Annotated in this window: 25 protein-coding genes, 1 pseudogene and 1 riboswitch; of the genes and pseudogenes, 7 read left to right on the plus strand and 19 right to left on the minus strand. The window is 64.9% G+C overall.

All coding sequences use genetic code 11. From position 1 onward, the window contains the following. Nucleotides 1-14: 14 nt before the first annotated feature. The 5 genes from BM222_RS10725 to BM222_RS10745 all read right to left on the minus strand — a co-directional run bounded on the left by BM222_RS10725 (nt 15) and on the right by BM222_RS10745 (nt 3,532). The gene (locus BM222_RS10725) at nt 15-659 is read right to left on the minus strand and encodes a thiamine phosphate synthase (RefSeq protein WP_092228241.1); all 645 of its coding nucleotides are present in this window, start codon (nt 657-659) and stop codon (nt 15-17) included. After that, a complete protein-coding gene (locus BM222_RS10730; RefSeq protein ID WP_092228242.1) occupies nt 646-1,428 on the minus strand; it encodes a thiazole synthase in 783 nt (260 codons plus the stop codon). Before BM222_RS10730 ends, BM222_RS10725 begins: the two co-directional genes overlap by 14 nt. Before the next feature lie 154 nt (nt 1,429-1,582). Next, on the minus strand, nt 1,583-1,780 hold the full coding sequence (gene thiS / locus BM222_RS10735; protein ID WP_092228243.1) for a sulfur carrier protein ThiS: 198 nt from the start codon (nt 1,778-1,780) through the stop codon (nt 1,583-1,585). Next, a complete protein-coding gene (locus BM222_RS10740) occupies nt 1,771-2,796 on the minus strand; it encodes an FAD-dependent oxidoreductase (RefSeq protein WP_092228244.1) in 1,026 nt (341 codons plus the stop codon). The genes thiS and BM222_RS10740 overlap by 10 nt, the downstream gene beginning before the upstream one ends. Further along, nucleotides 2,784-2,928, minus strand: a riboswitch (TPP riboswitch). Its footprint overlaps the gene before it by 13 nt. A gap of 58 nt (nt 2,929-2,986) precedes the next feature. Then, nucleotides 2,987-3,532: a lytic transglycosylase domain-containing protein gene (locus tag BM222_RS10745; RefSeq protein WP_092228245.1), complete on the minus strand. Its 546-nt coding sequence runs from the start codon at nt 3,530-3,532 to the stop codon at nt 2,987-2,989. Between the two features lie 224 nt (nt 3,533-3,756). Between BM222_RS10745 and BM222_RS10750 the strand changes: the two genes are divergently transcribed. Beyond that, nucleotides 3,757-3,957 carry a hypothetical protein gene (locus BM222_RS10750; protein ID WP_092228246.1) on the plus strand — a complete coding sequence of 67 codons (201 nt, stop codon included), beginning with the start codon at nt 3,757-3,759 and terminating at the stop codon, nt 3,955-3,957. 61 nt (nt 3,958-4,018) lie between these two features. Here the strand turns inward: BM222_RS10750 and BM222_RS43280 are convergent, their stop codons facing one another. Together BM222_RS43280 and BM222_RS42000 are read right to left on the minus strand one after the other, a co-directional pair. Continuing rightward, nucleotides 4,019-4,159 carry a histidine kinase dimerization/phospho-acceptor domain-containing protein gene (locus BM222_RS43280; RefSeq protein WP_177243136.1) on the minus strand — a complete coding sequence of 47 codons (141 nt, stop codon included), beginning with the start codon at nt 4,157-4,159 and terminating at the stop codon, nt 4,019-4,021. Nucleotides 4,160-4,482: 323 nt separating this feature from the next. Beyond that, nucleotides 4,483-4,662, minus strand: a pseudogene (locus BM222_RS42000) (winged helix-turn-helix domain-containing protein); the annotation flags it as partial. Between the two features lie 303 nt (nt 4,663-4,965). Between BM222_RS42000 and BM222_RS10760 the strand changes: the two are divergent. After that, nucleotides 4,966-5,493: a PRC-barrel domain-containing protein gene (locus BM222_RS10760; RefSeq protein ID WP_092228247.1), complete on the plus strand. Its 528-nt coding sequence runs from the start codon at nt 4,966-4,968 to the stop codon at nt 5,491-5,493. 190 nt (nt 5,494-5,683) lie between these two features. On the opposite strand, the gene BM222_RS10765 is transcribed toward BM222_RS10760, so the two are convergent. The 10 genes from BM222_RS10765 to BM222_RS10810 all read right to left on the minus strand — a co-directional run bounded on the left by BM222_RS10765 (nt 5,684) and on the right by BM222_RS10810 (nt 17,383). Then, nucleotides 5,684-6,892, minus strand: coding sequence for an ABC transporter substrate-binding protein (locus BM222_RS10765; protein WP_092228248.1), 1,209 nt, complete (start codon nt 6,890-6,892; stop codon nt 5,684-5,686). Between the two features lie 181 nt (nt 6,893-7,073). Next, nucleotides 7,074-7,706 (minus strand): cupin domain-containing protein, encoded by a 633-nt coding sequence (locus BM222_RS10770; RefSeq protein ID WP_244547086.1) that lies wholly within the window; start codon nt 7,704-7,706, stop codon nt 7,074-7,076. 707 nt (nt 7,707-8,413) lie between these two features. Continuing rightward, complete coding sequence (locus tag BM222_RS10775; protein ID WP_177243140.1) at nt 8,414-9,244, minus strand: ABC transporter permease; 831 nt, start codon at nt 9,242-9,244, stop codon at nt 8,414-8,416. Next, nucleotides 9,241-10,503 (minus strand): ABC transporter permease, encoded by a 1,263-nt coding sequence (locus tag BM222_RS10780; RefSeq protein WP_092228250.1) that lies wholly within the window; start codon nt 10,501-10,503, stop codon nt 9,241-9,243. Before BM222_RS10780 ends, BM222_RS10775 begins: the two co-directional genes overlap by 4 nt. Before the next feature lie 70 nt (nt 10,504-10,573). Then, the gene (locus BM222_RS10785) at nt 10,574-11,632 is read right to left on the minus strand and encodes an ABC transporter substrate-binding protein (protein WP_092228251.1); all 1,059 of its coding nucleotides are present in this window, start codon (nt 11,630-11,632) and stop codon (nt 10,574-10,576) included. Nucleotides 11,633-11,680: 48 nt separating this feature from the next. Beyond that, a complete protein-coding gene (locus BM222_RS10790) occupies nt 11,681-12,790 on the minus strand; it encodes an ABC transporter ATP-binding protein (RefSeq protein WP_092228252.1) in 1,110 nt (369 codons plus the stop codon). Nucleotides 12,791-12,917: 127 nt separating this feature from the next. After that, the gene (locus tag BM222_RS10795) at nt 12,918-14,486 is read right to left on the minus strand and encodes a DUF4403 family protein (RefSeq protein ID WP_092228253.1); all 1,569 of its coding nucleotides are present in this window, start codon (nt 14,484-14,486) and stop codon (nt 12,918-12,920) included. Between the two features lie 111 nt (nt 14,487-14,597). Further along, nucleotides 14,598-15,449: an SMP-30/gluconolactonase/LRE family protein gene (locus tag BM222_RS10800; protein WP_092228254.1), complete on the minus strand. Its 852-nt coding sequence runs from the start codon at nt 15,447-15,449 to the stop codon at nt 14,598-14,600. A 45-nt stretch (nt 15,450-15,494) separates the two neighbouring features. Next, a complete protein-coding gene (locus BM222_RS10805; protein ID WP_092228255.1) occupies nt 15,495-16,133 on the minus strand; it encodes a Vgb family protein in 639 nt (212 codons plus the stop codon). A gap of 29 nt (nt 16,134-16,162) precedes the next feature. Then, entirely contained in the window at nt 16,163-17,383 is a 1,221-nt protein-coding gene (locus BM222_RS10810; RefSeq protein WP_092228256.1) for a helix-turn-helix domain-containing protein, read from the minus strand. A 99-nt stretch (nt 17,384-17,482) separates the two neighbouring features. On the opposite strand from BM222_RS10810, the gene BM222_RS10815 reads away from it, so the two are divergent. Further along, a complete protein-coding gene (locus BM222_RS10815; protein WP_092228257.1) occupies nt 17,483-18,268 on the plus strand; it encodes a DUF899 domain-containing protein in 786 nt (261 codons plus the stop codon). Beyond that, nucleotides 18,265-18,522 carry a hypothetical protein gene (locus BM222_RS10820; protein WP_092228258.1) on the plus strand — a complete coding sequence of 86 codons (258 nt, stop codon included), beginning with the start codon at nt 18,265-18,267 and terminating at the stop codon, nt 18,520-18,522. The genes BM222_RS10815 and BM222_RS10820 overlap by 4 nt, the downstream gene beginning before the upstream one ends. 80 nt (nt 18,523-18,602) lie before the next feature. Here the strand turns inward: BM222_RS10820 and BM222_RS10825 are convergent, their stop codons facing one another. After that, nucleotides 18,603-19,280 (minus strand): L,D-transpeptidase, encoded by a 678-nt coding sequence (locus BM222_RS10825; protein WP_092228259.1) that lies wholly within the window; start codon nt 19,278-19,280, stop codon nt 18,603-18,605. A 274-nt stretch (nt 19,281-19,554) separates the two neighbouring features. Here BM222_RS10825 and BM222_RS10830 point away from each other — a divergent pair, with 274 nt between their 5' ends. From BM222_RS10830 to BM222_RS10840, 3 genes are all read left to right on the plus strand, one after another. Then, a complete protein-coding gene (locus BM222_RS10830) occupies nt 19,555-20,607 on the plus strand; it encodes a glycosyltransferase family 4 protein (protein ID WP_092228260.1) in 1,053 nt (350 codons plus the stop codon). A gap of 33 nt (nt 20,608-20,640) precedes the next feature. Further along, nucleotides 20,641-21,330, plus strand: a complete 690-nt coding sequence (locus tag BM222_RS10835) for a class I SAM-dependent methyltransferase (RefSeq protein WP_092228261.1) — start codon at nt 20,641-20,643, stop codon at nt 21,328-21,330. A 154-nt stretch (nt 21,331-21,484) separates the two neighbouring features. Further along, nucleotides 21,485-22,144 (plus strand): hypothetical protein, encoded by a 660-nt coding sequence (locus BM222_RS10840; RefSeq protein WP_092228262.1) that lies wholly within the window; start codon nt 21,485-21,487, stop codon nt 22,142-22,144. A gap of 344 nt (nt 22,145-22,488) precedes the next feature. Here the strand turns inward: BM222_RS10840 and BM222_RS10845 are convergent, their stop codons facing one another. Further along, the gene (locus BM222_RS10845) at nt 22,489-24,153 is read right to left on the minus strand and encodes an aminotransferase class III-fold pyridoxal phosphate-dependent enzyme (RefSeq protein WP_092228263.1); all 1,665 of its coding nucleotides are present in this window, start codon (nt 24,151-24,153) and stop codon (nt 22,489-22,491) included. Between the last annotated feature and the right edge of the window lie 24 nt (nt 24,154-24,177).

Consider the following 24,177-nt stretch of genomic DNA (forward strand, 5'->3'; position numbering starts at 1 on the left):
AGAGGGCGTGACCATTACGCGGCCTCCTTTGACGCGCCGAGCCATTGCCGCACCCGTGCATCTGGGTCGGGGTTCTGGGTGACATCGGAAACCACCGCGATGGAATCCGCGCCCGCGGCAAAGATCTCCGCGGCGTGCTCGAACTTGATGCCGCCGATCGCGACCAGCGGAATGTTGCCGATGCGCTTCTTCCATGCCGTGATCTTCGGAACGCCCTGCGGCGCGAAGCGCATCGATTTGAGCGTGGTGAAGAAGATCGGGCCGAGCGCGACGTAATCGGGCTTGGCCTTCAGCGCGGTCGCGAGCTCTTCGTCGTCATGGGTGGAGATGCCGAGCGACAGGCCGGCGTCGCGAATCGCCTCGAGGTCGGCGTCGACGAGATCCTCCTGGCCGAGATGCAGATATTTTGCGCCGGCGACGATCGCCGCGCGCCAATAGTCGTTCACGACCAGCTTGGCTTGCGTGCCCCTGGTGATCGCCAGCGCATCGGTGACGATCTGCAACGCGTCGGCATCGTCGAGCGCTTTCGCGCGCAGCTGAATGGTGCCGACGCCGAGCTTGGTCAGCCGCTCGACCCAGGCCAGGCTGTCGACGACAGGGTAAAAACGATCAGGATACGCGTTGCGATCAGGATACGCGTTGCGATCAGGATACGGCATGCCAGAACGGGGTCCCAACGACAGGGGTGGAGGGGGAGGCGAAGTCGCGGGCGTTCATCAGCCCAGCCTCAAAGGCGGTGCGGCCGGCCTCGCAGCCGAGGCGGAAAGCCTTGGCCATGGCGACGGGATCGGCGGCCTTTGCAATGGCCGTGTTGAGCAGCACGGCGTCGTAGCCGAGCTCGAGTGCTTCGGCCGCGTGGCTCGGCGCGCCCAGGCCGGCGTCCACCACCAGCGTGATGTCGGGCTGCCGCTCGCGCAGCAGCTTCAGCGCATCGCGGTTGATGATGCCCTTGGCGCTGCCGATGGGCGCGGCCCACGGCATGACGACTTTGCAGCCGGCATCGACCAGCCGGTTCGCGACCGAGAGGTCTTCCGTGCAATAGGGGAACACTTCAAAGCCGTCCTTGATCAGGATGGTGGCGGCTTCGACGAGGCCGACGACGTCAGGCTGGAGCGTGTCGTTGTCGGCGATGACTTCGAGCTTGATCCAGCTCGTGCCGAACAATTCGCGCGCGAGCTTGGCCGTGGTCACGGCCTCGCGGACGCTGCGGCAGCCGGCCGTGTTCGGCAGCACTGATACGTCGAGCTCGCGGATCAGCTTCCAGAACGCGTCGCCGGTTTTGCCGCCGGCGGATTCGCGCCGCAGCGACACCGTGACGATGTTCGAGCCGGAGGCGCGGATCGCATCCTGCATGATCGCAGGGGAGGGATAGAGCGCGCTGCCGATCAGCAGGCGGGAGGCGAATTGCTTGCCGTAGAAGGTCACCATGAGGGTGTCTCCTCAATCGACCCTGTCTTCCCCGCGAAAGCGGGGATCCAGTATTCCAGAGGCCGTGCCGTGATACGGAGGAGCCGCGGCGTACCGGATCGCCCGATCAAGTCGGGCGATGACAGCGGAGTGTGTGGCGGGTACTTCATTTCGGTCACCCTCCCTGCCGCGGCGTGATGATTTCGATCTCGTCGCCGGCCTTGAGGTGGGTCTCGGCCCAGCGGCTTTTCGGCACGACGTCGTAATTCAGCGCGATGGCGAAATGGGTGCCCTCGTAGTCGAGCTCCGAGAGCAGCGCGTCGACGCTGGCCGAGTTTATCTCCCGCTGCTCACCATTCACGATCACGCGCATTGCATCACCTCATTGTCGATCTGGCCGCGCTCGACATAGGCGAGCGTCAACTCGGCGAGCGCGGGGGCAAGCAGGAAGCCGTGGCGGTAGAGCCCGTTGACGCTGATCTTGCCGCCGCCCACGCCGATGCGTGGCAGATTGTCTGGGAAAGCCGGGCGAAGGCCCGAGCCGAATTCGACGATGCGCGCCTCGCCAAAGGCGGGATGCACGGCATAGGCGGCACCGAGCAGCTCCAGCGCGGAGCGGACGCTGACGCCGGTGTCCCCGGTCTCGATCGAGGTCGCGCCCAGCATGAACAGATTGTCCTCGCGCGGGATCACGTAAAGCGGCCAGCGCGGATGGATCAGGCGGACCGGGCGCGCCAGCTGCACCTCGCTGGTCTCGATCAGGATCATCTCGCCCTTGACGCCGCGCAGCTCGCTTTGCTCGTCGCGCGCGGACATGCCGCGGCAGTCGATCACCAGAGCTTCAGGATCAAGCCTGCCGAGATCTTTGGCAGTGACATCGCTGCCGAACCTGATGGTGCCGCCGGCGGCGACGATGCGCGCGTGCAGTTTCGGCAGCACGCGGCGCGGCTCGACATGCCCCTCGGTCGGGAAGAACAGCGCATCGCGGAAGCGGCCCTCCAGCGACGGCTCGAGCGCGGCAAGGCCTGCGGCATCAAGCCGGCGGTGCCCCTCGGTCATCCGGGCAAAGCGCTCGAAGTCGTTGCGCTCGCGCGGATGGGCGACGACGAGCGAGCCGTTGAAGGGCGTATCCGGCAGCTCGCGCCGCCAGAGATCGAGCGAGCGCAGGCCGAGCCTGGAAATGACGGGTTCGGCGACCTCCGCCTCGCAATAGGGCGCCAGCATGCCGCCGGCCCAATGGCTGGTGGAACAGGTCATGGCCGCGTCACCGCGCTCGTGGAGCGTCACGGCATGGCCGGCCTGCGCGAACAACAGCGCCTGCCAGGCGCCCGCAATGCCTGCGCCGATGATGGATACCGGTGAATCCGCTAGCTTGGTCGTCTGCAACATCCCTGTCCCTTCGCCGGCATGACCCGGATCAGGTTCAAAGGGTCACCGCGGTCCTGGGCAGGCTTGCCGAAGTGCAGGCTTGCCCATTTAGCGGTATCTCAGCTCCTCCTCGGAGCACCCCTCGGAACGGCTCTAATGTAGGCTTGTGGGGGCCTGTGTCAACGCAGAAGGCTGCGCCCCGGAACGACGGTCAGTCGTGCGGCGCCTGCGCCCGCGCGTTGCGGAGATGCTGGCCGAGCTTCCGGTGCGGCACGGTGCCGAACATCGGCTGCGGATTGCCATTGGGCTCGAGCCAGGCCTGATTGCTGGTCTCGAAGCTCGCCTGTTGCACCATCTCCTGCCGCTGACGCTTTGCAGCGTAGTAATAGCCGCCCGCGAAATAACGCACGGCGCGGTCGTGGTCGCCATTGGCGGCGTGGTAAGCGCCCGCGAGATATTTCACCGCATAGGTGAGATTGGTGTTGGGGTCGCGCAGGCCGGCGGCATCGCCGGTGTAGCCGAGGCCGCGGGCGGTCGCGAGCTTGATCTGCATCAGCCCGATGGTGCCGCCATGGCCGACCAGGCCCGGCTGATAGCGGCTCTCGCGCATGATGACGCGATGCACCAGCGCCTCCGGCACGCCGTTGGCGTGCGCATGCATCGCGACCATCTCGGCGTATTCGGCCTGGCCGGCGAATGCGGCTTGCGGCGACACCAGTGCAGCCGCAGCGAGAACGGCAATACGCAAGATTTTCATTTAAATGTTCCTCGGCCGAACGGACCTGCACCCATGCGCGTTAGGCCGTGGGAACACGGCGATGATGTGGCGAAACGCCGCCAGCGGTGATTTTCGCCGGGCCGTCGTTTTTACGACTCAAACCTGGGTTAGGTTCAGCGCTGGCGGAGTGCACTACGCGACAGCAGGTCTGTCCATTCGTGCATTCGCCCAAAAATCCTCAAGCAGCATTCGGGAGGACGTCCATGACCCGAGCAGATATCGGCGACATCCCCACGCAGAACCCGTGCGCACAATGCGGCACACCGATCCCGTTCCCGGACTGGATCGAGCCGGGCGAGGGGCGCATCTCCTATCTCTGGAAATGTCAGGATTGCGGTTACCGCTTCGAGGCAGTCGCGGTCTACGAAGAGCCGGTCGTCGAATATCCGCCGCTTGCAGCTTGAGTTGCCCTAGGACGGCATGATCTTTTCGGAAAACCGCTTCACACTTTTCCGGAGTCATGCCCTACGCAGCCAGCCGCGGCTGCTGCCGAACCGGCAATTGCATCCGCATGCGCTTGCGGTTGCTCGCGTCCTCGATGAACTCGGCGCGCAGGCGCAGGCGCGTGATCGGCGTGCGCAGATCGTGGCTGATCGCGGCCAGCATCCTGGTGCGATCCGACATCAGCCGTGCGATCCGCTCATGCATGCGGTTGAGCGCGCGGGCGACTGAACGGATCTCCTCCGGGCCGCGCTGCCGGGCGCGTGCGTCTCCAAATCGAGCTTCGGGAAGGCACGCGCGAGATCCGCGATCAGGCGCGGCCGGTCGTCCGGCGTGGCCGAGCCGAGCAGCAGCGCTGCATCGGTCAGCTGATGCGCGCCGTCGGGCGGCGTGTCCGCATGGTCGGGCCGGCTCATCAGGAACGCGGTGGTGACGACGAGATGCAGCGTGACGGTCGAAGCCAGCACCAGCGCGGCAATCTGGCCGCTGGGCGTAAACAGATAACCGCCGGAGCGCACCGTCTTGATCATGGTGGGGTCGGCCGGATTGGGCTCGATCTTGCGGCGGATGCGGCTGACCAGCACGTCGATGGAGCGCTCGAACGCGCCGGTGCTGCGGCCTTGTGTCGGGTCGAGCAGGCTGTCGCGCGACAGCACGCGGCCGGGACGCTACGGTGCCAATGGCAGCGCGACGGGCTCGTCGAACAGTTCGGTCTGCGCTGCTGATCGACTACGAGAGCTGACCTGAGCGACGCAGGTCGGCGCGTTCCCCGCCGCGAACATGCTTCGTTCCAGTGCGCATGATCGTCGGCGGGGAACCGTCATCCCGCACGTTCCTGAGCGGGAACTCTCTTCGCGCCGCACCGCCGCGAGGTGCAGCGGATGGGGCAACGAAATTGCCGCACGCGAGGAACTGCGCGTGGCCGTGGCTGTTCTCTCCGCACAAGTTTTCTGCTGAAGGAGAGGACAACAATGTTGATCAAATCAATCGCCGCCGGCCTTGCCGGCACCGCTTTGCTTGCGACCGTTGCGTTTGCGCAAAATCCCTCCACCACCGACAAGGCGCCCACCGCTTCGACCGCGACCACCACGGCGACGAGCGCGGCCGGTGAATGGCGTACTTCGAAGATGGACGGCATCAAGGTCTATAACGAGGCCAACGAGAACATCGGCTCGATCAACGATCTCCTGATGGACAAGAGCGGCAACGTCAAGATCGCCGTGATCGGCGTCGGTGGCTTCCTCGGCATGGGCGAGCATCTCGTCGCCGTGCCCTATGAGAAGCTGAAATTCGTCAATGAGGCCGTTGCCTCAACCACCACCACGACGAACCCGAACGCCAAGCCGGCTGCGACCACGACCACCGGCGCTGCGACCGGCACCGAAAAGACGGCGACGACCACGAGCAGCTCATCGTCGAAGTGGTATCCCGATCACGCCGTGTTCAACGCGACCAAGGACCAGCTGAAGAACATGCCCGAGTTCAAGTACTCGGAGTAAGCAGGATCACGTGAGCGCCTAAAGCGAAGCGCGCCCGGTTTTCACCGGGCGCGCTGTCGTGTCTTTCGCTTGCTGTCTTTCGCTTCCTGTCATTGCGAGGAGCGAAGCGACGAAGCAATCCAGAGCCATCTGTGCAGATGCATGTCTGGATTGCTTCGCTTCGCTCGAATGACGGAGGATAGATCGTGCTCTACTTCACCAGCGGGCAGCCGCCCTTGTCGAGCGGGCGGAAGGCTTCGTCGCCGGGGACGGTGGCGATCAGCTTGTAGAGATCCCACTCGCCCTTGGACTCCTCCGGCTTCTTCACCTCGAACAGATACATGTCGTGGACCATGCGGCCGTCGATGCGGATCTTGCCGTTCTTGGCGAAGAAGTCGTTGACCGGCGTCTTGCGCATCTGCTCCATCACCTTCGGCGCTTCATCGGTCTTGATGGCTTCGATCGCCTTCAGGTAGTGCATGGTCGCCGAATAGAGGCCGGCCTGGATCATGGTCGGCATGTGGCCGACCTTGTCGTTGAAGCGCTTCGAGAAGGCGCGCGTCTCGTCATCCCTGTCCCAGTAGAACGCGTCCGTGACGATCAGGCCCTGGGTTGCCTTGATGCCCAGGGAGTGGACGTCGGTGATTTCCAGCAGCAGCGCGATCATCTTCTGTCCGCCTTGCGTGAGGCCGAACTCGGCCGCCTGCTTCAGCGCGTTGGTGGTGTCGCCGCCGGCATCCGCCAGCGCGACCACCTTGGCCTTGGAGGCCTGGGCCTGGAGCAGGAAGGAGGAGAAGTCCGAGGAATTGAGCGGATGCCGGACGTCGCCGAGCACCTTGCCGCCGCTCTCCTTGACGACGTTGGCGGCGTCGCGCTCGAGCGCCATTCCGAAGGCGTAGTCGGCGGTGACGAAGAACCAGGTATCCTCGCCGCGCTTCACCATCGCCCTGCCGGCGACGTTCGACAACGCATAGGTGTCGTAGGTCCAGTGCACCGTGTTGGGCGAGCAGGCCGCGCCGGTGATGTCGGAGGAGCCGCCGCCGGAATTGATGTTGATCTTGTTCTTCTCGCGCGTCAGCGCCGAGATCGGCAGCGCCACCGAGGACGTCGGCACGTCCATGACCGCGTCCACCTTGTCGTTGTCGTACCAGTTGCGGGCAATGTTGACGCCGACATCGGGCTTGTTCTGGTGATCGGCGGATACGACCTCGATCGGTACGCCTGCGACCTTGCCGCCGTAATCGGCCACCGCCATCTCGACAGCGGCGAGCGAGCCCTTGCCGGTCGCGTCGGCATAAAGGCTCGACATGTCGGTGAGCACGCCGAGCTTGACGACGTTGTCGGAAATCTGCGCCTGTGCCGTGCCGCAGGTGGCGGCGATGGCGAAGCCGGCCGCGACCGCGGCGATGAGTTTCTGCATGTTTTCTCCCTCAGCTTTGTTGTTTGGGCTTTTGTTGCGGGGACCGTTCTAGCCGCAAACGGTCGCGCGGGCAAAGCCGGGGAGGCGTACAGAATTGAGAATAAGTTGGGGATGTCGAAAGGCCCCGCCGTGCAACCGCTCGGGGCCTCTCGTATCGAGGCTCAACGCTTCAGCGCATCGGCTATTTCGCTGCCTGTTTGCTCGGATCGTCGGCCGGGTTGACGTAGTTGATAGCGAACGGACCGGGACCCGCGATCTGCACCACGGTCTCTTCCGTGGTCCAGGCATAGTGGTTCATGCGTGCTGGCATTTCGCTAAAACCTCCGGCCTTGAGGGACAGGCCCTTGTCCATATCGAGCTTGTCGCCGAGGCCAACACGGAAGTCACCGGAGATCACCGTGACGAACTCGTCGGTCGGATGGTTATGGGCGGGAACTTTGAAATTGGGCGGCATCTTCAACCGGATCGTAAACAGCCCCTCCTTGCCGGGATCACCAGCCACCACGGCGAGTTGCGCGCCGGGCGGGATGGTCGGCGGAGCGGGACCCCACTTGATGTCTTCAACATTGACCGGAGGCGTCATTTGCATCTCGGCGGCCTGCGATCCCTCCTTCGGCAGGATTTGGGCTGCTGCCAGTACAGCAAATCCGGAAGCAACAGCGAATGGTATGATTGCTCGCTTCATTTCACTTCCCTCCTTTGGCTTACTTCTCTCTTCACTCACCACAAGCTGTTCACACAAAGAAGAAGGTCGCCGCCATGCAATCGTGAAGGCGCGACGCCTGTCAGCGTGATCGTGCAGGCACGAACGCATCGTCGATGGTCGTGTATGAAGAACTTGCCATGTCGAACCTCTCGATTGAGACCAGACATTGCAGCAGGAGTTACAACAGTCCTGCGATTGACCCTTCTAGAGAAGAAGGTCGTGCGGGCACGGCCAGATCGTGCTCGGCAAAAACGGAATAAGGCTGCCCATGAACTTTCGGTGTGCCCGACGCAGCTCAGGCTAAAACCCCTAGGGGGCAGCTCTCAGAGACCACCTCAAGCATACGCTGACCGGTAGGCAGCGCAAGTGATACGCACGACGCGGCCCGGCCGCCGCCGGAAAGTCGAAGGCTGGACAGGTCGGGGGACTCACGAGCTGATGGGGCTGCCGGGGCCAATGGGACATCTTCGGAACACTGGTTGGCACTTCGATACCTCTTGGCAGCCCTGTAGCCGCTGCCGAACCGCAAAACTGCAGGCCGTATCCGCCCGGACCTTTCCGCTTTCAGCGCAGGGCGAAAGGGTGTCTCGCGACGAGGCCCGTGGGACGGGTTTCCACAAAGCCAAAAGAGACCCGGCGTTCGAGGATTACGTCCACACCTGCATGCACCCTCACTAGACCAATCTGGGTGCCAGCAGCCGTGGGTGCTAATCGTGGGGCTAATCGCGGCCCCTCAACAGCAGGAATTGCGAATTGGTCTAGAGCATGATCCGAAAACGTGTGAAGCGGTTTTCCGAAAGATGATGCTCAAATAACTAGAGGGCGCCGCCCCTGAGCCGTTCATTGCGCCGGCGCAGGCCTTCCAATGTGGCAAGCAGGATGACCGAGACCGTCGTCAAAATCACCGCTGCGGCCGTGATGGTCGGGCTGATGTTCTCGCGGATGCCGCTGAACATTTCGCGTGGCAAAGTGCGCTGCTCCGGTCCCGCCATGAACAGCACGATCACCACCTCGTCGAAGCTGGTGGCGAAGGCGAACAGCGCGCCTGAGGCGAGGCCCGGCAGGATCAGCGGCAGGATCACGCGGCGGAACGCTTCGAGGGGCGAGGCGCCGAGCGAGGCGGCGGCACGCGCCAGGTTGGTGTCGAAGCTTTGCAACGTGGCGCCGACGGTGATCACCACAAAGGGCGTGGCGAGCGCGGTGTGAGCCAGGATCAGGCCGAGATAGCTGCCGGTCAGTCCGATCGGCGCGAAGAAGAAATAGAGACCGACCGCGGTGATGACGCCGGGCACGACGACCGGTGACAGCACGAAAGCCAGCACCAGCGGTTTGAACCGGCTCTTCCACTGCGCGAGCCCAAGGGCCGCGAGCGTGCCGAGCACCATCGACAGCGCGGTCGAGGCAACGCCGATGATCATGCTGTTCTTCAGCGAATTCATCCAGCGCGGCGAGCTGATGAAGTCGTCGTACCAGCGCAAGGAGAGGCCCGGCAGCGGATAGGTGAGGTACGAGCCGGAGCTGAAGGACAGCGGCATGATCGCGAGGATCGGCGTGATCAGGAAAATGAACACCAGCGTGGAGATCAAGATGGTCGCGGTCCAGGCGATGCGCTGGCTGGGCGTGCGGAGGGCAGCATTGTCGCTCAATTCTTCATCCCTCCCGTGACCTGCTGGCCCTGCACCAGCTTGCCGTAGACGAGCGCGAGCAGAACTGTGGCGAGCAGCAGCACCGCGCCCAACGCCGAGGCAAGGCCCCAATTGGCTGTTTCGGTGGTGTAGAGCGCGATGAAGTAGCTGATCATCTGGTCGGCTGCGCCGCCGACGAGGGCCGGTGTGATGTAGTAGCCGAGCGCCAGGATGAACACGAGCAGGCTCCCCGCGCCGATGCCGGGCAGCGTCTGCGGCAGATAGATCCGCAGGAAGGCGGTGAGGGGTGGTGCACCGAGCGAAGCTGCGGCGCGCATATAGGCCGGCGAGATCGCCTTCATGCTGCTGTAGAGCGGCAGGATCATGAATGGCAGCAGAACGTGGGTCATGGCCACGCAGACGCCGAAGCGGTTGTAGATCAGGCGCAGCGGCTCGTCGATGATGCCGAGCCAGTGCAGGCTGTCGTTGACGACGCCCTTGCTTTGCAACAGCACGATCCAGGCGCAGGTCCGGACCAGAAGCGAGGTCCAGAAAGGCAGCAGCACGAAGATCATCAACAGGTTTGACCGCCCCGGCGGCAGCGTCGCCAGCAGATAGGCGACCGGAAAGCCGAGGATCAGGCACAGCACCGTGACACCGAGGCTGATGAGGAACGTGCGGGCGAAAACCTCGCGGTAGATCGCCTGATCCGGCGGGGCCGCCACGATCGCGCCGTCGACGTTCCTGACAAGGTCGAGCGCCGCCAGCAGATAGAAGCCGGTCACCGGGCCACTGGCGCCCTTGATCGTCGTCCAGGTGCCGCGGTCGCGCCAGGCTGCGTTGATCTTGCCCAGCGTCTCCTTGGCCGTGCCCGGCTCCGGCACCGTCTTCAGATTGCGCGCCGTGCTGGTGAGGATGGTGCGAAAACCGTTTTGGGCGTAGTTGAGCCGCTTGGCCGCGATCGCAACGGTGCCGGCGGCGCGGGCGGACTGGATGTCGCTTGCCAGGGCCGCATAGGTCTTTTCGTCCGGCAGATCCTTGCCGTCCCAGCGGGCGAGAGCCGCGACGGTTTGCGGCAGAACCTGCCGCACCTCGCGGTCATCGACCGCGTGCCACAGCATGCCGGCAATGGGTCCGGCGAAGGTGAACAGCAGAAACAGCAGCAGCGGCACGACCAGTGCGAGGGCCTTGACCTGGCGCGCGCGCTCCGCCCGCTTCAGGCGGCGCTTGAGCGGCACGCTAGTCCCGGCATCGGCGGCGGTCAGAGACGCTACTGTCATGCGGTGATCATTTCAGGCAAGAGGCTCCAGGCGAAGAAGCGCGCTTCTTCGCCTGAGCCACGCGGCCGCGCTACTTCGCGGCCCATTTGTTGAAGCGCTCGGTCAGCTTGTCGATGTTCTCGAGCCAGAAGGCCACGTTGATCTCGACTGCGTTCTTGATGTTGTCAGGCGCGGTCGGCAGGTCCTTCAGAACGGCGGGCGGCAACAGGCCGGCTGCGTCCTTGTTCGACGTGCCATAGGCGATGTTCTCCGACAATTTCGACTGGTTCTCAGCTTTGCCTGCGAAATCCAGGAACTTGTAAGCCGCGTCCTTGTTCGGGCTGCCCTTCAGGATCACCCAGCTGTCGAGGGTGAAGAGGGCGCCATCCCACACCATGCCGAAATTCTTCTTCTCGTTCTTGTTCGCGGTGTCGATGCGGCCATTGTAGACCGAGGTCATCGCCACCTCGCCGGAGGCGAGCAGTTGCGGCGGCTGGGCGCCTGCCTTCCACCAGACGATGTCGCCCTTGATGGTGTCGAGCTTCTTGAACGCGCGGTCGACGCCCTCGTCGGTGGCCAGCACCTTGTAGACGTCCTTCGGTGCGACGCCGTCGGCCATCAAGGCGATCTCGAGTGTCGTCTTCGGGCCCTGACGCAGGCCGCGCTTGCCCGGGACTTTCTTGGTGTCGAAGAAGTCCGCCCAGCCCTTCGGTGCGTCCTTCAGCTTGTCCTTGTCGTAGCCGAGCACAAAGTCATAGAGGATGGCGCCGACACCGCAGGGATTGACCGCCGGCGGGATGTAGGCGGCCTCGCCCCCGATCTTGGAATAATCCAGCTTCTCGTACAGGCCTTCCTCGCAGCCGACCGCAAGCTCGTCGCTCTCGACCTGGACGAGATCCCAGGTGGCGGCGCCGCCCTGCACCTTGGCGCGCAACACGCCGACGCCGCCATCCCAGGACTCGTCGTTCATCGGAATGCCCGATGCCTTCTTGAACGGCTCGAAATACACCTTCTTCTGGGCGTCCTGATACGCGCCGCCCCACGACACGACGGTGAGGTCGCGGGCCTGCGCGATCGGAGCCAGCGCAGCGCTGGCGCTGAACGCGGCGGCGAAACCCAGAGCAATCTTGCCAATCTTGCGCTTCAGCATGGTCGTTATTCCTTCTTCATATGCGTTGCGTTGAGGTTGATCGATGGATCAGACGGGATCGAGGGCCAGGCAGTCCTCGGGACGGAAATCGATGAATATGGTCTCGCCGGGCCTCAGGCTGTCATGCGCGCCCGGCTGAACCTTGACCATGAACTCGGCATTCCCTGCGACGTCGAGCACGGCGAGGGCGTGGTCGCCGAGATAGATGGTGTTCTGCACCTTGGCCGGCAGCCGGTTCGTTCCATCGCTGGAGGTGCCGTCAGGGACGATGTTGATCCGCTCCGGCCGCACCGACAGGGAGGTCGATGCGCCCGCGCCCGAGACATTGACCGCCCGCGCGGTCACGGCGCCGCCGCCAGCCAGCGCGACGCGGCAATATTGCTTGTCGACGGTCTCGACGGTGCCTTTCAGCACGTTGTTCTCGCCGATGAAGTGAGCGACGAAGCTGTTCACCGGATGCTCGTAGAGCGCGTCGGGCCTGTCGATCTGCTGGACGATCCCGTCGTTGAACACGGCGATGCGGTCCGACATGGTGAGCGCTTCGCTCTGGTCGTGGGTGACATAGACGATCGTGATGCCCATCGTCTCGTGCAGCTGCTTGATCTCGAGCTGCATCTGCTCGCGCAGGCGCTTGTCGAGCGCGCCGAGCGGCTCGTCCATCAGCACCAGCTGCGGATTGAAAACCAGCGCGCGGGCGAGTGCCACGCGCTGCTGCTGGCCGCCGGAGAGCTGCCCGGGCCGACGCTGCGCCAGGGTTTCCATCTTGATCATGCGCAATGCCGCGCTGACGCGGTGCTGCGTTTCGGCCTTGCTCGTGCTGCGGACGGAGAGCGGGAAGGCGATATTCTCCGCGATCGTCAGATGCGGAAACAGCGCATAGTTCTGGAATACCATGCCGATGTCGCGCTTGTGGGGCGGCACGTTCTTGATCGGCCGGTCCGCGAGATAGATCTCGCCCCGGGTGGGGACCTCGAAGCCCGCCAGCATCATCAGCGTCGTCGTCTTGCCCGAGCCCGACGGGCCGAGCAGGGTGATGAACTCGCCCTTCCTGATGTCGAGATCGAGGCTCTTCACCACGAGGTGCTCGCCATCGTAGGTCTTCTGAATACCGGAAAAGCGCACCAATGCCGGCGCAGATGTGAGGATGCCGGCTTCCATGCTCGCAGTGTCCCCTAAAAGCTGTCAGCACCTCGTTCGAGGTTAGACGATCAGCTTAGCATCCTCCAACGAGAATGCCAGCGGCGCAAGGGATAACAGGCTGCGCGGATTCCGTGCATGAAAGTGACTACATCCCCGGCAGCTTCGTCACGGCCACATTCAGCGTGCCGCCGGCTTCCGCGACCACGCGCAGCGTCTTGGAATCGAAGGCGATGTCGGCCAGCGTGAGACTGCTGATGACGGCTTCGACCTTGACGCCGTCCTCGCTCTTCTGGAAGTCGGCGATGACGGCCGCGATCTTCTCGCGCGCGTTGGCGGCGATCGGCTTCAGATCGAGCGTCGCCTTCTGCACCAGCGCCTGCTGCATCTGCGGCACCACCGCGCGGGCGGCGGCCCCCAACAGGCCGAAAGCCGCTTCGGATTCCACCGCGAGCTGGATGTCGGCGAGCCGCAGCGTCTGCTGCGCCTGGTCGAGCATCGGCCGGCCCCAGATGTGCACGGTCGCCTCGGCGCCGAGCCCGAGCCAGCTCTTCTTCTCCTTCGCGCGCACCAGCAGCGAGATCAAGAGCCGGTCGCCTGACGGCACGACGTTGACGTTCTTCACGGTGACCTCGACCGGACCGGAGCCGTCCTCGGGATAGGTGTGGCCGACCATTTGCGCCGCGATCAGCTTGTTGATCTCGGTGAAGGGCACGTCGATGGGAACGCCGATGTTCACGCCGGTGCCGGTCGGCGGCACGATCGAGATCTTGTCGGGAAACGGGCAGTCCGGCTTGGTCTGGGTCGAAGTCACGCGCGTCTCGGCCTCGAGGCCCAGCAGCAACGTCACGTTCTGCGCGTCGACGCGCGGCTGCGCCGCGATCGCGCGGGTGGGCTTCATCTCCAGCCAGAGCGGCGGCAGCCCCGCCGAGGAGCCGCTGCCTTGCAGCGGGATCGAGCGGCAGGCCTTGGCCCATTGCACTTTCGCGTTCTCGCGCAGGCTGGGGTCGCTGCGGATGCGCTCGGCAACGACATTGAGCTGATCGTTGACCGTTTTGTCGATCAGCGGCTTCACTTGGGCAGGCACGTTGACCTTGGCACCCGCGACCGAGAGATTGCTGTCGCCGAGATTGACCTGCGCCCCGAGATTGGGCTCGAGATGCCAGGCGGCCGCGAGTTTCGGGCGCGAGGTGACGACGACGTTACCCTTGATCTCGGCGCTGGCGTTCAAATTCTTGATGTTGATCGCGCCGATCCGTTTCGCCGCGTCGCCGCCGAGCACGCTGCCAAGCGCGTCACCCAGCGCGCCGGTGGCTTTCCCCGACAACGATCCTGTCGCGTTCAGCTTGCCGGTGATCGGGGTCGACAGCGTCAGCACGTCCTTGTCGCCCGTCACCGACATCGGTCCCCGCGCGGCGGTCCAGGCGATATCGGCGTCTTGCAGGATCTGCGAGATCGGGTTCTCGGCCTTTCCGGCGAAATTGCGCGGCGAGGCCTTCTCGGCCTGCTCGCGGATCGCCGAGAGCGCGATTGCGACCGGCGCCACCACGATCGAGCTTTTCGATGCCGGCGGCAACGGCGGCAGCTCTGCGACCGGTGGCGCGGAATTGGTCGCGCGCGGCGAGAGCCAGTCCATCGCCTTCAGGCTGATGAGAAACGAGGCCGCGAGCACGCCAATTGCGATCAGCACAGTCTTCAAGTTCAGTGTCGGACGCATCAATCCCCCAAGCCGCCGCGATGAGGATTTTACAGGGCAGGCGAGCAGGGCGCTAGAGCGCACGGATGGGGTGGAATTGCGGCAGATGGGTCAATGGCGGCGGCCTGTCTCTCAGGGGTAGCCTGCGCCGGGTACTTCGGCCGCGATGGCGTCGATCCGCGCCGACGACTTGCCGCGCCCCAGATCCTCGTGCGACGTCGCTGCGCTGAGGCAGAATAAGGTGCGCCGCTCGTCTCCCCCGAGTGCGCACGCAATCGCGCGGCGGCCGGGCACGCGGACGCGTCGCACTTCCATTCCCTTGTCGTCGATCCGAATGAAGGCATCCTCGGCATAGGCTGCAACCCAGACCGCGCCCGCGCTGTCGAGACAGATACCGTCCGGCTCGCGGCCGCATGGCAGCCTGCGGAGGAATTTGAGGTCGCCATCGGGCGCGATCTCATAGTCGGCGACGCATTCGCCGTCCATCTCTGCAACGACGAGGCGGCGATGGTCGGCCGAGATCGCGATGCCGTTGGGAAAGCGCAGCCCTTCGGCGACGATACGCGCCGTTCCGTCCGGCATCACCAGGATGATGCGCCCGTCGGCGCCACGCCTACTTGGCGGCGGAAGTTTGAAGCCGAGATCGCCGACATAGGCGCGCCCGAGCCCATCGACGATCATGTCGTCGATCACGCCGGTCGCGGCGCCTGACAGATCAGCGTACGGCACGAGCTTGCTCCGCTCGAAAACGAACAGGCGCTTGCGGAACATGGTCAGGATCACCAGCCTGCCATCCGGCAGGACGCCGGTGCCGCATGGCGTATCGTCTTCAAAGGTCGCATGCGTGCGGCATTCGCCTGTCAGGTCGATACTCAGCAGCGTCCGCGCCAGGCAATCGACGAACCAGAGCCGCCCGTCATGCCAGCGCGGGGCTTCGTAATATTTGCCGCCATCGAGCAACGTGGTCAGCCCGGTTTCGGTCATTTGGTTCTCCCGGCGAGGAACGACATCGTCAACAGCTTATCAAGGCTAGCTGCGCCTGGGGCGGCGGACCGCGCGCACCTTGCCGCTGGCGCCGCCGCCGCAGAAGAGCCGATCACCGCCGTCCGATTCCAGCCCTGAGACCATCGTCCCCTCCGGCAGGTCGAGCTGCTGGAGCACCTTGCCGGTATCAGGATCGATCCGCCTGATGTCGCTGTCCTCGCCCTCCCATGTGCCATGCCAGAGCTCGCCGTCGACCCAGGTCACCCCGGTCACGAAGCGCCTGCTTTCGATGGTGCGGAGAATCCTGCCGCTGTCGGGGTCGATCTGGTGGATCTTGCGCTCGCGATATTGCCCGACCCAGAGCGAGCCCTCGGCCCAGGCCAATCCTGAATCGCCGCCGCCACCGGGCGCCGGGATCGTGCTGACGATCGCGCCGCTCGCCGCGTCGATCTTCTGGATGCGGTCCTCGGCGATCTGGAACAGATGACGGCCGTCGAACGCCGTTCCCGCATGCGCGGCGACATCGAGCGAGCGGGTGATCCTGCCGTTGTCAGGATCGACCGCACTCAGCCTGTCGCCGGACGCGAACCAGACCTGGCTGCCGTCATAGCTGACGCCATGCACGGCCTCGACGCCGTCGAACGGCCCGTACTCGCGGATGATCTCGGCGGCTGATCGCTTCATGGCATGGTCCTTGTGCGGCGGTTCACATCTTATGTCTTGAGCAGCGGTCCGGGGAGTAACAAGCCTGTCGGGAAACCCGGAACTGGCGGCGTCATCCAGCGCCGCGCCCGGCCGCGTCCGAACGACTGCACCTTGTTCGACCGGGCAAGCTCCTCGAGTGCCCGCTGCACCGTGCGCGCGCTCATGCCAAGCGCGAGCGCCAGCGCCGAACTCGCCCATGGCTCGCCGTCGGCGAGAAAGGCGAGCACTGCGGCGTGCTTCTCCTCGACGGGGCGCGCCAGCACGATCACGTCGCGGGTCCTGCGCGGCGCCAGTTCGAACCCCTGCTTGGTCGCGCTGATGTCGGCCAGCGGCTTGAGCTCGGTCCGGAGCCGTCCGATCTCGACGCGCAGGCGCGCACGGTGCGATTCATCGACGTGCCTGGCCTGGAACGCGCCTGATATCAGCGCCTCACGCGAGACGTCCGCGGGCCAGGCTTGCGCCAGGAGCCGGGCGAGCGCGAACAGCACCGGCCGCGTTCCCAGTGACACGGCCGTGCCTTGCCTGCGCACGACATGATGAAAGGTGTCGACGACGAGCGCGCTCGAGGTTGCCAGCCTCTCGACCTCGCCGAGCAACAACGGGTGTTCGCTGCCGCGCGCGATCAGCCGTGCGGCCGGCGTGTCGAGGACGAGCTTCGCGCTGTCGACCTCGGCGGCCAGCGCCGGGATGCCGGCCTGCCGCGCGGCGCGAGCCGCCAGGTCGAGCGCCGCGCGCGCATCTTTCGATTTCAACCGCCTGATGGCGATGCCGGCGACCACGAGCTCGCGAACGACCCGGGATGCGGGCGGGAGCGCGGCGGCGCCGAGTTCGCCCAGGATGCGCTCGGCCTCGTCGATCCTCCCGAGCAGGACGAGACGGCGAGCCTCGATATGACCGGCGTGAGCGGCATTGGCGAGATCGCCATGGCTTGCGAGCGTCGCCCGCGCCGCGGTGAGCGTCTTCGCCGGCCAATTCAGGTCGCGCGAGACCAGCGCGATCTCGGCTTCGGCCACCACGCACCGCGCGCGCGCGACCGCCTCACGCGGACCGAAGGCGCGCGCGGCGCTGCGCAGCAGCGTTTTGGCTTTCGCGAGATCGCCGAGCTGGGCCATCGCGATGCCGCGCAGCGCCAGCGACGGCGCATCGTTGCGCAACGCCACGCGGTTCAGGGCGCCGAGCGGATCGCCGGCCTCCAACGCCCGCGCGGCGGCCGTGATCAGCGACTCCATGAAAATCCCGCCACACTTGTTACTCCCACCGTGCCGCCATCAGGTGCGAGAACTCTCCCACGGCCGACGATGTGCGGCGAGGATGAGATTTGGAGAGCCATGATGACATCAGCAGACAAGGCAGCGACGAACGGACAGCCCGCCATGCTAACACCGCCCGTGGTGTCGCCGGAGGAGTGGGAGGCTGCCCGGCAGCTGCTGCTCGTGAAGGAAAAGGCGCATACCCGTGCCCGCGACGCACTCGCCGCCGAACGCCGGCGCATGCCGTGGATGGAAGTGACCAAAACCTACGCATTCGAGGTGCCCCAGGGCAAGGCCAGTCTGCTCGATCTGTTTCAGGGCCGGCGCCAGCTGATCCTGTACCGGGCCTTCTTCGAGCCGGGCGTGTTCGGCTGGCCCGACCATGCCTGCCGCGGCTGCTCCATGGTGGCCGACCAGGTCGCCCATGTCTCGCATTTGAATGCCCGCGACACCACGCTGGTGTTTGCCTCGCGCGCGCCGCAAGCCGACATCGCCAGGCTGAAGGCGCGGATGGGCTGGAACATTCCCTGGGTCACCATCACCGACAGCTTCGATGCCGATTTCGGCGTCGGCGAGTGGCACGGCACCAACGTGTTCTTCCGCGACGGGACCCGCATCTTCCGCACCTATCTGATCAAGAGCCGCGGCGACGAGCAGATGGGCGGCACCTGGAACTATCTCGACATCACCCCGCTCGGGCGCCAGGAGGTCTGGGAGGATTCGCCGGCAGGCTATCCGCAGACGCCGACCTACAAATGGTGGAACTGGAACGACAATTACGAAGCCGGTAGCGCGCCGGACAAGAAGTGGGTCGAGGTTTCGGACGCCGGCGAGATCGCGCTTCGCGCCAAGGGCGCGCAGTGAGCACCGTCCATTCCGCCGGCGCCGGCCGCGATCGCCGCGAGGCCACATTCCAGCTCGCCCGATGGCTGGGGCTTGCGGCCACCCCAACGTTCGCGATCATGGCCGTGCTGACCGCCGCCTTCGGTGGCGGCCCGGCGGACATGCTCTGCTCCGCCGGACACGGTCTGTCGCTGGGCGGGATGGTGCCGATGTATCTCCTGATGAGCGCGTTTCATTCCGCGGCATGGCTGCGGCTGCTCTCGGGGCGGAAGTGAAGGTTGGACAGCCACGACACCAAACGGAACGGCCCCGGTGTTGCCGGGGCCGCTGGCATCTCAAGCTCGTTGGCGGCGCGTCACCGAAGCTCGGCGCGGCGCTCGGTCATAGGCAGCACGACCACCTTGGTGCCGACGCTGACGCGGGAGTAGAGGTCGGAGACGTCGTCATTGGTCAGGCGGATGCAGCCGGAGGAGACGTGCTTGCCGATCGTGTCGGGGGCGTTGGTGCCGTGGATGCGGTAGACGGTGCCGCCGAGATACATGGCGCGGGCGCCGAGCGGGTTGCCGGGGCCGCCGGCCATGTGGCGCGGCAGATAGGGCTGGCGCTGGATCATTTCCGGCGGCGGGGTCCAATCCGGCCACTCGGCCTTCTTGGTCACCGACTGCGTGCCCGACCAGGTGAAGCCGTCGCGGCCGACGCCGATGCCGTAGCGGATGGCCTGCCCGTTGCCCAGCACGTAATAAAGATAGGTGTTGGGCGTATCGATGATGATGGTGCCCGGCGCCTCGCGCGTCGCATAGGAAACGGTCTGGCGGCGGAAGCGCGCCGGCATCTCCACGGCATCCTGATCTTCGGACGGTGCGGCCTGGTACGCCGGTGCCTGATAGGGCGCGTAAGGCTGAAGCGGCTGGAAGAACGGAAACAGCTGCACGGGCGCGGCTTTGGCCGGGCCGGCAAACGCGATTGCGGTCACGGCCACTGCACTGACGGCAACGGCGCGCGAATAGCTCTTGAACGTATCCAGATTGAACATTGGTCGCCCCTGTTTGCTCGGTGTCGAGAGATCACCGCGGCACCGTTTCGGTGCTCCGTTGGCTAAATCACTAATGGTAAGAAGTTTCGGGACGTTTGCGCGGAAAACCGAAAACGGTTTCGTCGTGGCAAGGATTGTTTCATGACAGTTTCGTGGCCCGGCCGGGCTGTTGATGAACAAAACAGCGGGCCGACACTTCTGTGACGTCACACGCCTGAAATATCCGTGGTTGATGGTCGATGCCTGAGAATCATCAAACTCTCGGGATTTTCCCATGCGGGTATTAATCGCGACTGATGCCTGGCATCCGCAGGTCAACGGTGTGGTCCGGACGCTGACCTCGCTCGCTGCCGCCGCCAAGGCCCTCGATGTCGAGATCGACTTCCTGACGCCTGATGGCTTCAGGTCCCTGCCGCTGCCGACCTATCCGGGCCTGCGCATTGCGCTGCCGGGCGGTCAGGAAATCGCGCGGCGCATCGAGAGGTCCGCGCCGGAAGCCCTGCACATCGCGACCGAAGGCCCGATCGGCTGGGCCGCGCGTGCCTATTGCCGCCGCAACCACCTCGCGTTCACGACGTCCTACACCACGCGCTTTCCGGAATACGTTTCGGTCCGGACCGGCATTCCGGCGAGCGTCGGCTATGCCGTGCTGCGTCACTTCCACGACGCCGCCGCCATGACCATGGTGGCGACGCCGTCGCTGCGGCAGGAGCTCGCAGGCCGCGGCTTCAAGCGGCTCGGCTTCTGGGGGCGCGGCGTCAACACCGAGCTGTTCCACCCCGATGCTCCGGCCAGGCTCGACCTGCCGCGTCCGATCTTCATGACCATGGGCCGCGTCGCGGTGGAGAAGAATCTCGAAGCGTTTCTTTCGCTCGATCTGCCCGGCACCAAGGTCGTGGTCGGCGATGGTCCGCAGAAGCCGGCGCTGGAGAAGAAATATCCTGAAGCCGTTTTCCTCGGCGAGAAGAAGGGGGCCGATCTGACGGCGCATCTCGCCGCCGCCGATGTTTTCGTGTTCCCGAGCCTCACCGATACGTTCGGCGTGGTGCAGCTCGAAGCGCTCGCCTGCGGCACGCCCGTTGCCGCATTTCCGGTGACGGGCCCGAAAGACGTCATCGCCGATCACCCGATCGGTGCGATCGACAACGATCTGCGCGCCGCGTGCCTGCGCGCGCTCACCATGTCGCGGGAGACCTGCCGCAATTTCGCGCTGGAGCGCTCCTGGGAGAACAGCGCGCGCCAGTTCGTCGGCAATCTCACCTCACTCCAGCCCAGCCGTGTCTTGCGTGCTTCGCCGCGGATGGCGCGGCGGCCGGTGCGCGGCTGATCCACATTTTGACCCACAGCGAGAACCTCATCGATGGCTAAGATCATGAACCTTGACGGCGCCCAGCAGCTCGACCTCACCCGTGGCTCGGTCGAGCAGGCCTATGACCGCTGGGCGCCCGTCTACGATCTCGTGTTCGGCGGTGTGTTTGCCAAGGGCCGCCAGGCCGCCATCGCAGCCACCAACAAGATCGGTGGCCGTGTGCTCGAGGTCGGCGTCGGCACCGGCATTTCGCTGCCACTGTACGCTCCGCATCTGCGCATCTTCGGCACCGACATTTCGGATGCGATGCTGGACAAGGCCCGCCGCCGCGTTCGCGAAGGCAACCTCAAGAACGTCGAGGGCCTCGCGGTGATGGACGCCGAGAAGCTCGAATTCCCGGATAATTCCTTCGACGTCGTGATGGCGCAGTACGTCGTCACCGCCGTGCCGAACCCGGAGAAGGCGCTCGACGAATTCGCCCGCGTGCTGCGTCCGGGCGGCGAGCTGATCATCCTCACCCGCGTCAGCGCCGACACCGGCATGCGCCGTTTCATCGAGCAGAAGCTGCAGCCGGTGGTGCGTCCGCTCGGCTTCCGCACCGCCGAGTTCGCCTGGTCGCGCTATGCCAAATGGCTGGCCGGGGCCACGGGCATGGAGCTCGCGGAGCGCCGCCTGATTCCGCCGCTCGGCCATTTCTCGCTGGTGCGCTTCCGCAAGGTCGACATCGCCAAGGCGGCCTGAGCAGGCCGCTGGGAGCGGCGGCTTTGTCCGCCGCTCACGCGTTCGCGTGCGTCACCCGCGTCGCTGCACATGGTCACATGACAGAATGATGATGTCACATGACCTACATCGAATCCCTGTAAATCCAGAACCCGAAAGCATTTTGGGGGAGAGCATGATCAAGAACTACCTCGAGCAGCTGCGGATCCAGCGCTGGGACGACCATCGCTACTATCATCACAGCCGCATCAATCAGAGCCTGCACTTCGTCAGCGCGCTGAGCTTCCTCTTTGCCTATCTCTGGCTGTTCGTCGATCCCATGATCTCTGCGCTGGTCGGCTGGCTGGTCTCGATGACCTCGCGCCAGGCCGGTCACTTCTTCTTCGAGCCGCATGACTACGACCACATCAACCAGGCGACGCACGAGTACAAGGAAGACATCAAGGTCGGCTACAACCTTCAGCGCAAGGTGGTGCTGATGGCGATCTGGGCGGCGTCCCCGCTGGTGCTGTTCGTCGATCCCACGCTGTTCGGCCTGTTCACGCCCTGGGCGAGTGCTGCCGACTTCATGCGCCAGGTGGCCAAGATCTGGCTCGTGATCGGCGGCGGCGGTCTTCTGTTCCGCACCGTGCACCTGTTCTTCATCCGCGATGTCGAGACCGGCCTGGTCTGGATGACCAAGATCCTGACCGATCCGTTCCACGATCTGATGCTCTATCGCAACGCACCGCTCGCTTTGATGCGCGGCGAGCTGATGGATCCCGGTTTGCATCTCAAGCCCGAGCACACGCTGGGTCTGATCGGCGAGCCCGACCTCGAAGAGCAGCACGCCTGACACGGCATCTGCCCAGAACGCAAATGTGCATCATCTACGTCATGCCCGGGCTTGTCCCGGGCATCCACGTCTTCGGAGCTTCTTCGCCTCTCTCCGCGTGCGGTAGCGCAATCGGATATGGTGCACACAACGCAGCCGCATCGGCGGTAAGCTCCCTCTCCCGCTTGCGGGAGAGGGGTGGGGAGAGGGTGTCTCCGCGTCGGGACTGCCACGGATTGCACAGGATGTCCCTGTGGGGTGAGAACCCTCACCCGCCGCGCACGGGACGATGCTTTCGCATCGCCCGGGGCGCGTCGTCCTCTCCCGCAAGCGGGAGAGGCGAAGCAAGCCCGCGCGGCGCAGCCTCAGCGCCCAAAACGCTTGGCCAGCATCTCTTTCAGGATTTGCCGCTTGATGGTCTTGTTGGTGAGCACGCCGTCGTGCCACCAGAAGCGGTCGGCCTTCATCTTTTCGGCGGCGCGGACGAAGCGGTCGGCGACTTCGCCGAAGTCCGCGTCGGTGTAGTTGAGGCTGAAGATCAGCCGGCCGGTGCCGACCCAGCTCAGCGCCAGGCCTTCGGCGCGCAGATAGTACTGCAGCATCCAGTTGTAGCGGGATGGTGTGGTATATTTGACCGTCCAGATCGACGAGAAGTTGGCGAACTGCACCGGCAGCTTGGCATCACGCATCATCCGGTTGAGCCTCTCGACGCGGCCGTTCCAGGTCGCGTCCAGGCCGTCATAGATGGCGCGGAAGTTCGGGCTGGCGAGCCGGCTCAGGAACTCGTCCATCGCCGTCATGACATAGGGATGCGAGTTGAAGGTGCCGCGGGCGAAGCAGATGTCGGCGGGACGATCGTCGCGGAAGCGGCGCATCAGATCCTTCCTGCCGCAGACCACGCCGACCGGCAGGCCGCCGGCGAGGCTCTTGCCGTAGGTCACCATGTCGGCCCTGACAGCGAAATATTCCTGGGCGCCGCCGGCGGCGAGACGGAAGCCGACGAAGACCTCGTCGAAGATCAAGACGATGCCGCGCTCCGTGCAGACCTCGCGGAGCTTCTTCAGCCACTCGGTATAGGCCGCGCGGTCGAAATTGCCGCCGCGGGAGGAATCGACCAGCGAGGAATCGCCCGGCGCGTTGCCGTTCGGATGCAGCCCCTGCAGCGGATTGACCAGCACGCAGGCGATGTCCTTGCGTGTGCGCAGCACGTGCAGCGTCTTCTCCGACATTTCGGAGAGGGTGTAGGTCTCGTGCGCGGCAATCGGATTGCCGACGCCGGGCTGCACGTCGCCCCACCAGCCGTGATAGGCGCCGGCGAAGCGAACCAGATGCGTGCGCTTGGTGTGATAGCGCGCCAGCCGCACCGCCTGCATCACGGCTTCGGTGCCGGACATGTGGAAGGAGACTTCGTCGAGGCCGGAGATCTGGCAGAGCCGCTGCACGTTCTCGAGGATGACGGGGTGGTAGGGGCCGAGCACGGGACCGAGCGCATGCGCCCGCTTCTCGGAGCCCTCGATGCACTCCTTGTAGAAGTCATTGCCGAAGATGTTGACGCCGTAGGACCCCGTGAGATCGTAGGACACGTTGCCGTCGACGTCAGTGACGGTGACGCCGCTCGAGGATTCCATGAAGGTCGAAGTGCCCAGGTGCTCGCGGACGAGACGCGAGAACTGGAACGGCACGCGGTAGCTTTCGGTGAAGTTGAGGTCGGAGATCGTCTCGGCTGCTTCCTTCGTCATCGCGCGACCCCTGGGGTAGCGCTCGGCGTAGAGGCTTGCGAGACGGAAGAAGCCGTCCTTGCGCTGCTTCACCACGACGTCAGGCGCGCCGTCGCAGCCGAAATAACGATCGCCCTCGAACTCGTAGAACGGCAGCAGCTTTGCCACCCGGCGCGACATCTTGGAGTGCCCGGCGAGCGAGCGATGCTTGGCGCGGGACAATTCGACCCGCGCCTTGATCTTCGGGAGGACGGCGGCAGCGGACGCTGCGGCGGCCACGGACATCGAGAGAATCGGGAGTGTCGTTTCCATGACAACAAGCGCTAATACTGTGAG

It is taken from the genome of Bradyrhizobium sp. Gha (genome assembly GCF_900113735.1).
GTDB lineage: Bacteria > Pseudomonadota > Alphaproteobacteria > Rhizobiales > Xanthobacteraceae > Bradyrhizobium.

What these genes read in the sequence shown, in the direction of transcription:
- BM222_RS10725 (WP_092228241.1), bottom strand. Translation starts at nt 659, where the DNA reads ATGCCGTATCCTGATCGCAACGCGTATCCTGATCGCAACGCGTATCCT.
- BM222_RS10730 (WP_092228242.1), bottom strand. Translation starts at nt 1,428, where the DNA reads ATGGTGACCTTCTACGGCAAGCAATTCGCCTCCCGCCTGCTGATCGGC.
- thiS (WP_092228243.1), bottom strand. Translation starts at nt 1,780, where the DNA reads ATGCGCGTGATCGTGAATGGTGAGCAGCGGGAGATAAACTCGGCCAGC.
- BM222_RS10740 (WP_092228244.1), bottom strand. Translation starts at nt 2,796, where the DNA reads ATGTTGCAGACGACCAAGCTAGCGGATTCACCGGTATCCATCATCGGC.
- BM222_RS10745 (WP_092228245.1), bottom strand. Translation starts at nt 3,532, where the DNA reads ATGAAAATCTTGCGTATTGCCGTTCTCGCTGCGGCTGCACTGGTGTCG.
- BM222_RS10750 (WP_092228246.1), top strand. Translation starts at nt 3,757, where the DNA reads ATGACCCGAGCAGATATCGGCGACATCCCCACGCAGAACCCGTGCGCA.
- BM222_RS43280 (WP_177243136.1), bottom strand. Translation starts at nt 4,159, where the DNA reads ATGCTGGCCGCGATCAGCCACGATCTGCGCACGCCGATCACGCGCCTG.
- BM222_RS10760 (WP_092228247.1), top strand. Translation starts at nt 4,966, where the DNA reads ATGTTGATCAAATCAATCGCCGCCGGCCTTGCCGGCACCGCTTTGCTT.
- BM222_RS10765 (WP_092228248.1), bottom strand. Translation starts at nt 6,892, where the DNA reads ATGCAGAAACTCATCGCCGCGGTCGCGGCCGGCTTCGCCATCGCCGCC.
- BM222_RS10770 (WP_244547086.1), bottom strand. Translation starts at nt 7,706, where the DNA reads ATGCGTTCGTGCCTGCACGATCACGCTGACAGGCGTCGCGCCTTCACG.
- BM222_RS10780 (WP_092228250.1), bottom strand. Translation starts at nt 10,503, where the DNA reads ATGACAGTAGCGTCTCTGACCGCCGCCGATGCCGGGACTAGCGTGCCG.
- BM222_RS10785 (WP_092228251.1), bottom strand. Translation starts at nt 11,632, where the DNA reads ATGCTGAAGCGCAAGATTGGCAAGATTGCTCTGGGTTTCGCCGCCGCG.
- BM222_RS10790 (WP_092228252.1), bottom strand. Translation starts at nt 12,790, where the DNA reads ATGGAAGCCGGCATCCTCACATCTGCGCCGGCATTGGTGCGCTTTTCC.
- BM222_RS10795 (WP_092228253.1), bottom strand. Translation starts at nt 14,486, where the DNA reads ATGCGTCCGACACTGAACTTGAAGACTGTGCTGATCGCAATTGGCGTG.
- BM222_RS10800 (WP_092228254.1), bottom strand. Translation starts at nt 15,449, where the DNA reads ATGACCGAAACCGGGCTGACCACGTTGCTCGATGGCGGCAAATATTAC.
- BM222_RS10805 (WP_092228255.1), bottom strand. Translation starts at nt 16,133, where the DNA reads ATGAAGCGATCAGCCGCCGAGATCATCCGCGAGTACGGGCCGTTCGAC.
- BM222_RS10810 (WP_092228256.1), bottom strand. Translation starts at nt 17,383, where the DNA reads ATGGAGTCGCTGATCACGGCCGCCGCGCGGGCGTTGGAGGCCGGCGAT.
- BM222_RS10815 (WP_092228257.1), top strand. Translation starts at nt 17,483, where the DNA reads ATGATGACATCAGCAGACAAGGCAGCGACGAACGGACAGCCCGCCATG.
- BM222_RS10825 (WP_092228259.1), bottom strand. Translation starts at nt 19,280, where the DNA reads ATGTTCAATCTGGATACGTTCAAGAGCTATTCGCGCGCCGTTGCCGTC.
- BM222_RS10830 (WP_092228260.1), top strand. Translation starts at nt 19,555, where the DNA reads ATGCGGGTATTAATCGCGACTGATGCCTGGCATCCGCAGGTCAACGGT.
- BM222_RS10835 (WP_092228261.1), top strand. Translation starts at nt 20,641, where the DNA reads ATGGCTAAGATCATGAACCTTGACGGCGCCCAGCAGCTCGACCTCACC.
- BM222_RS10840 (WP_092228262.1), top strand. Translation starts at nt 21,485, where the DNA reads ATGATCAAGAACTACCTCGAGCAGCTGCGGATCCAGCGCTGGGACGAC.
- BM222_RS10845 (WP_092228263.1), bottom strand. Translation starts at nt 24,153, where the DNA reads ATGGAAACGACACTCCCGATTCTCTCGATGTCCGTGGCCGCCGCAGCG.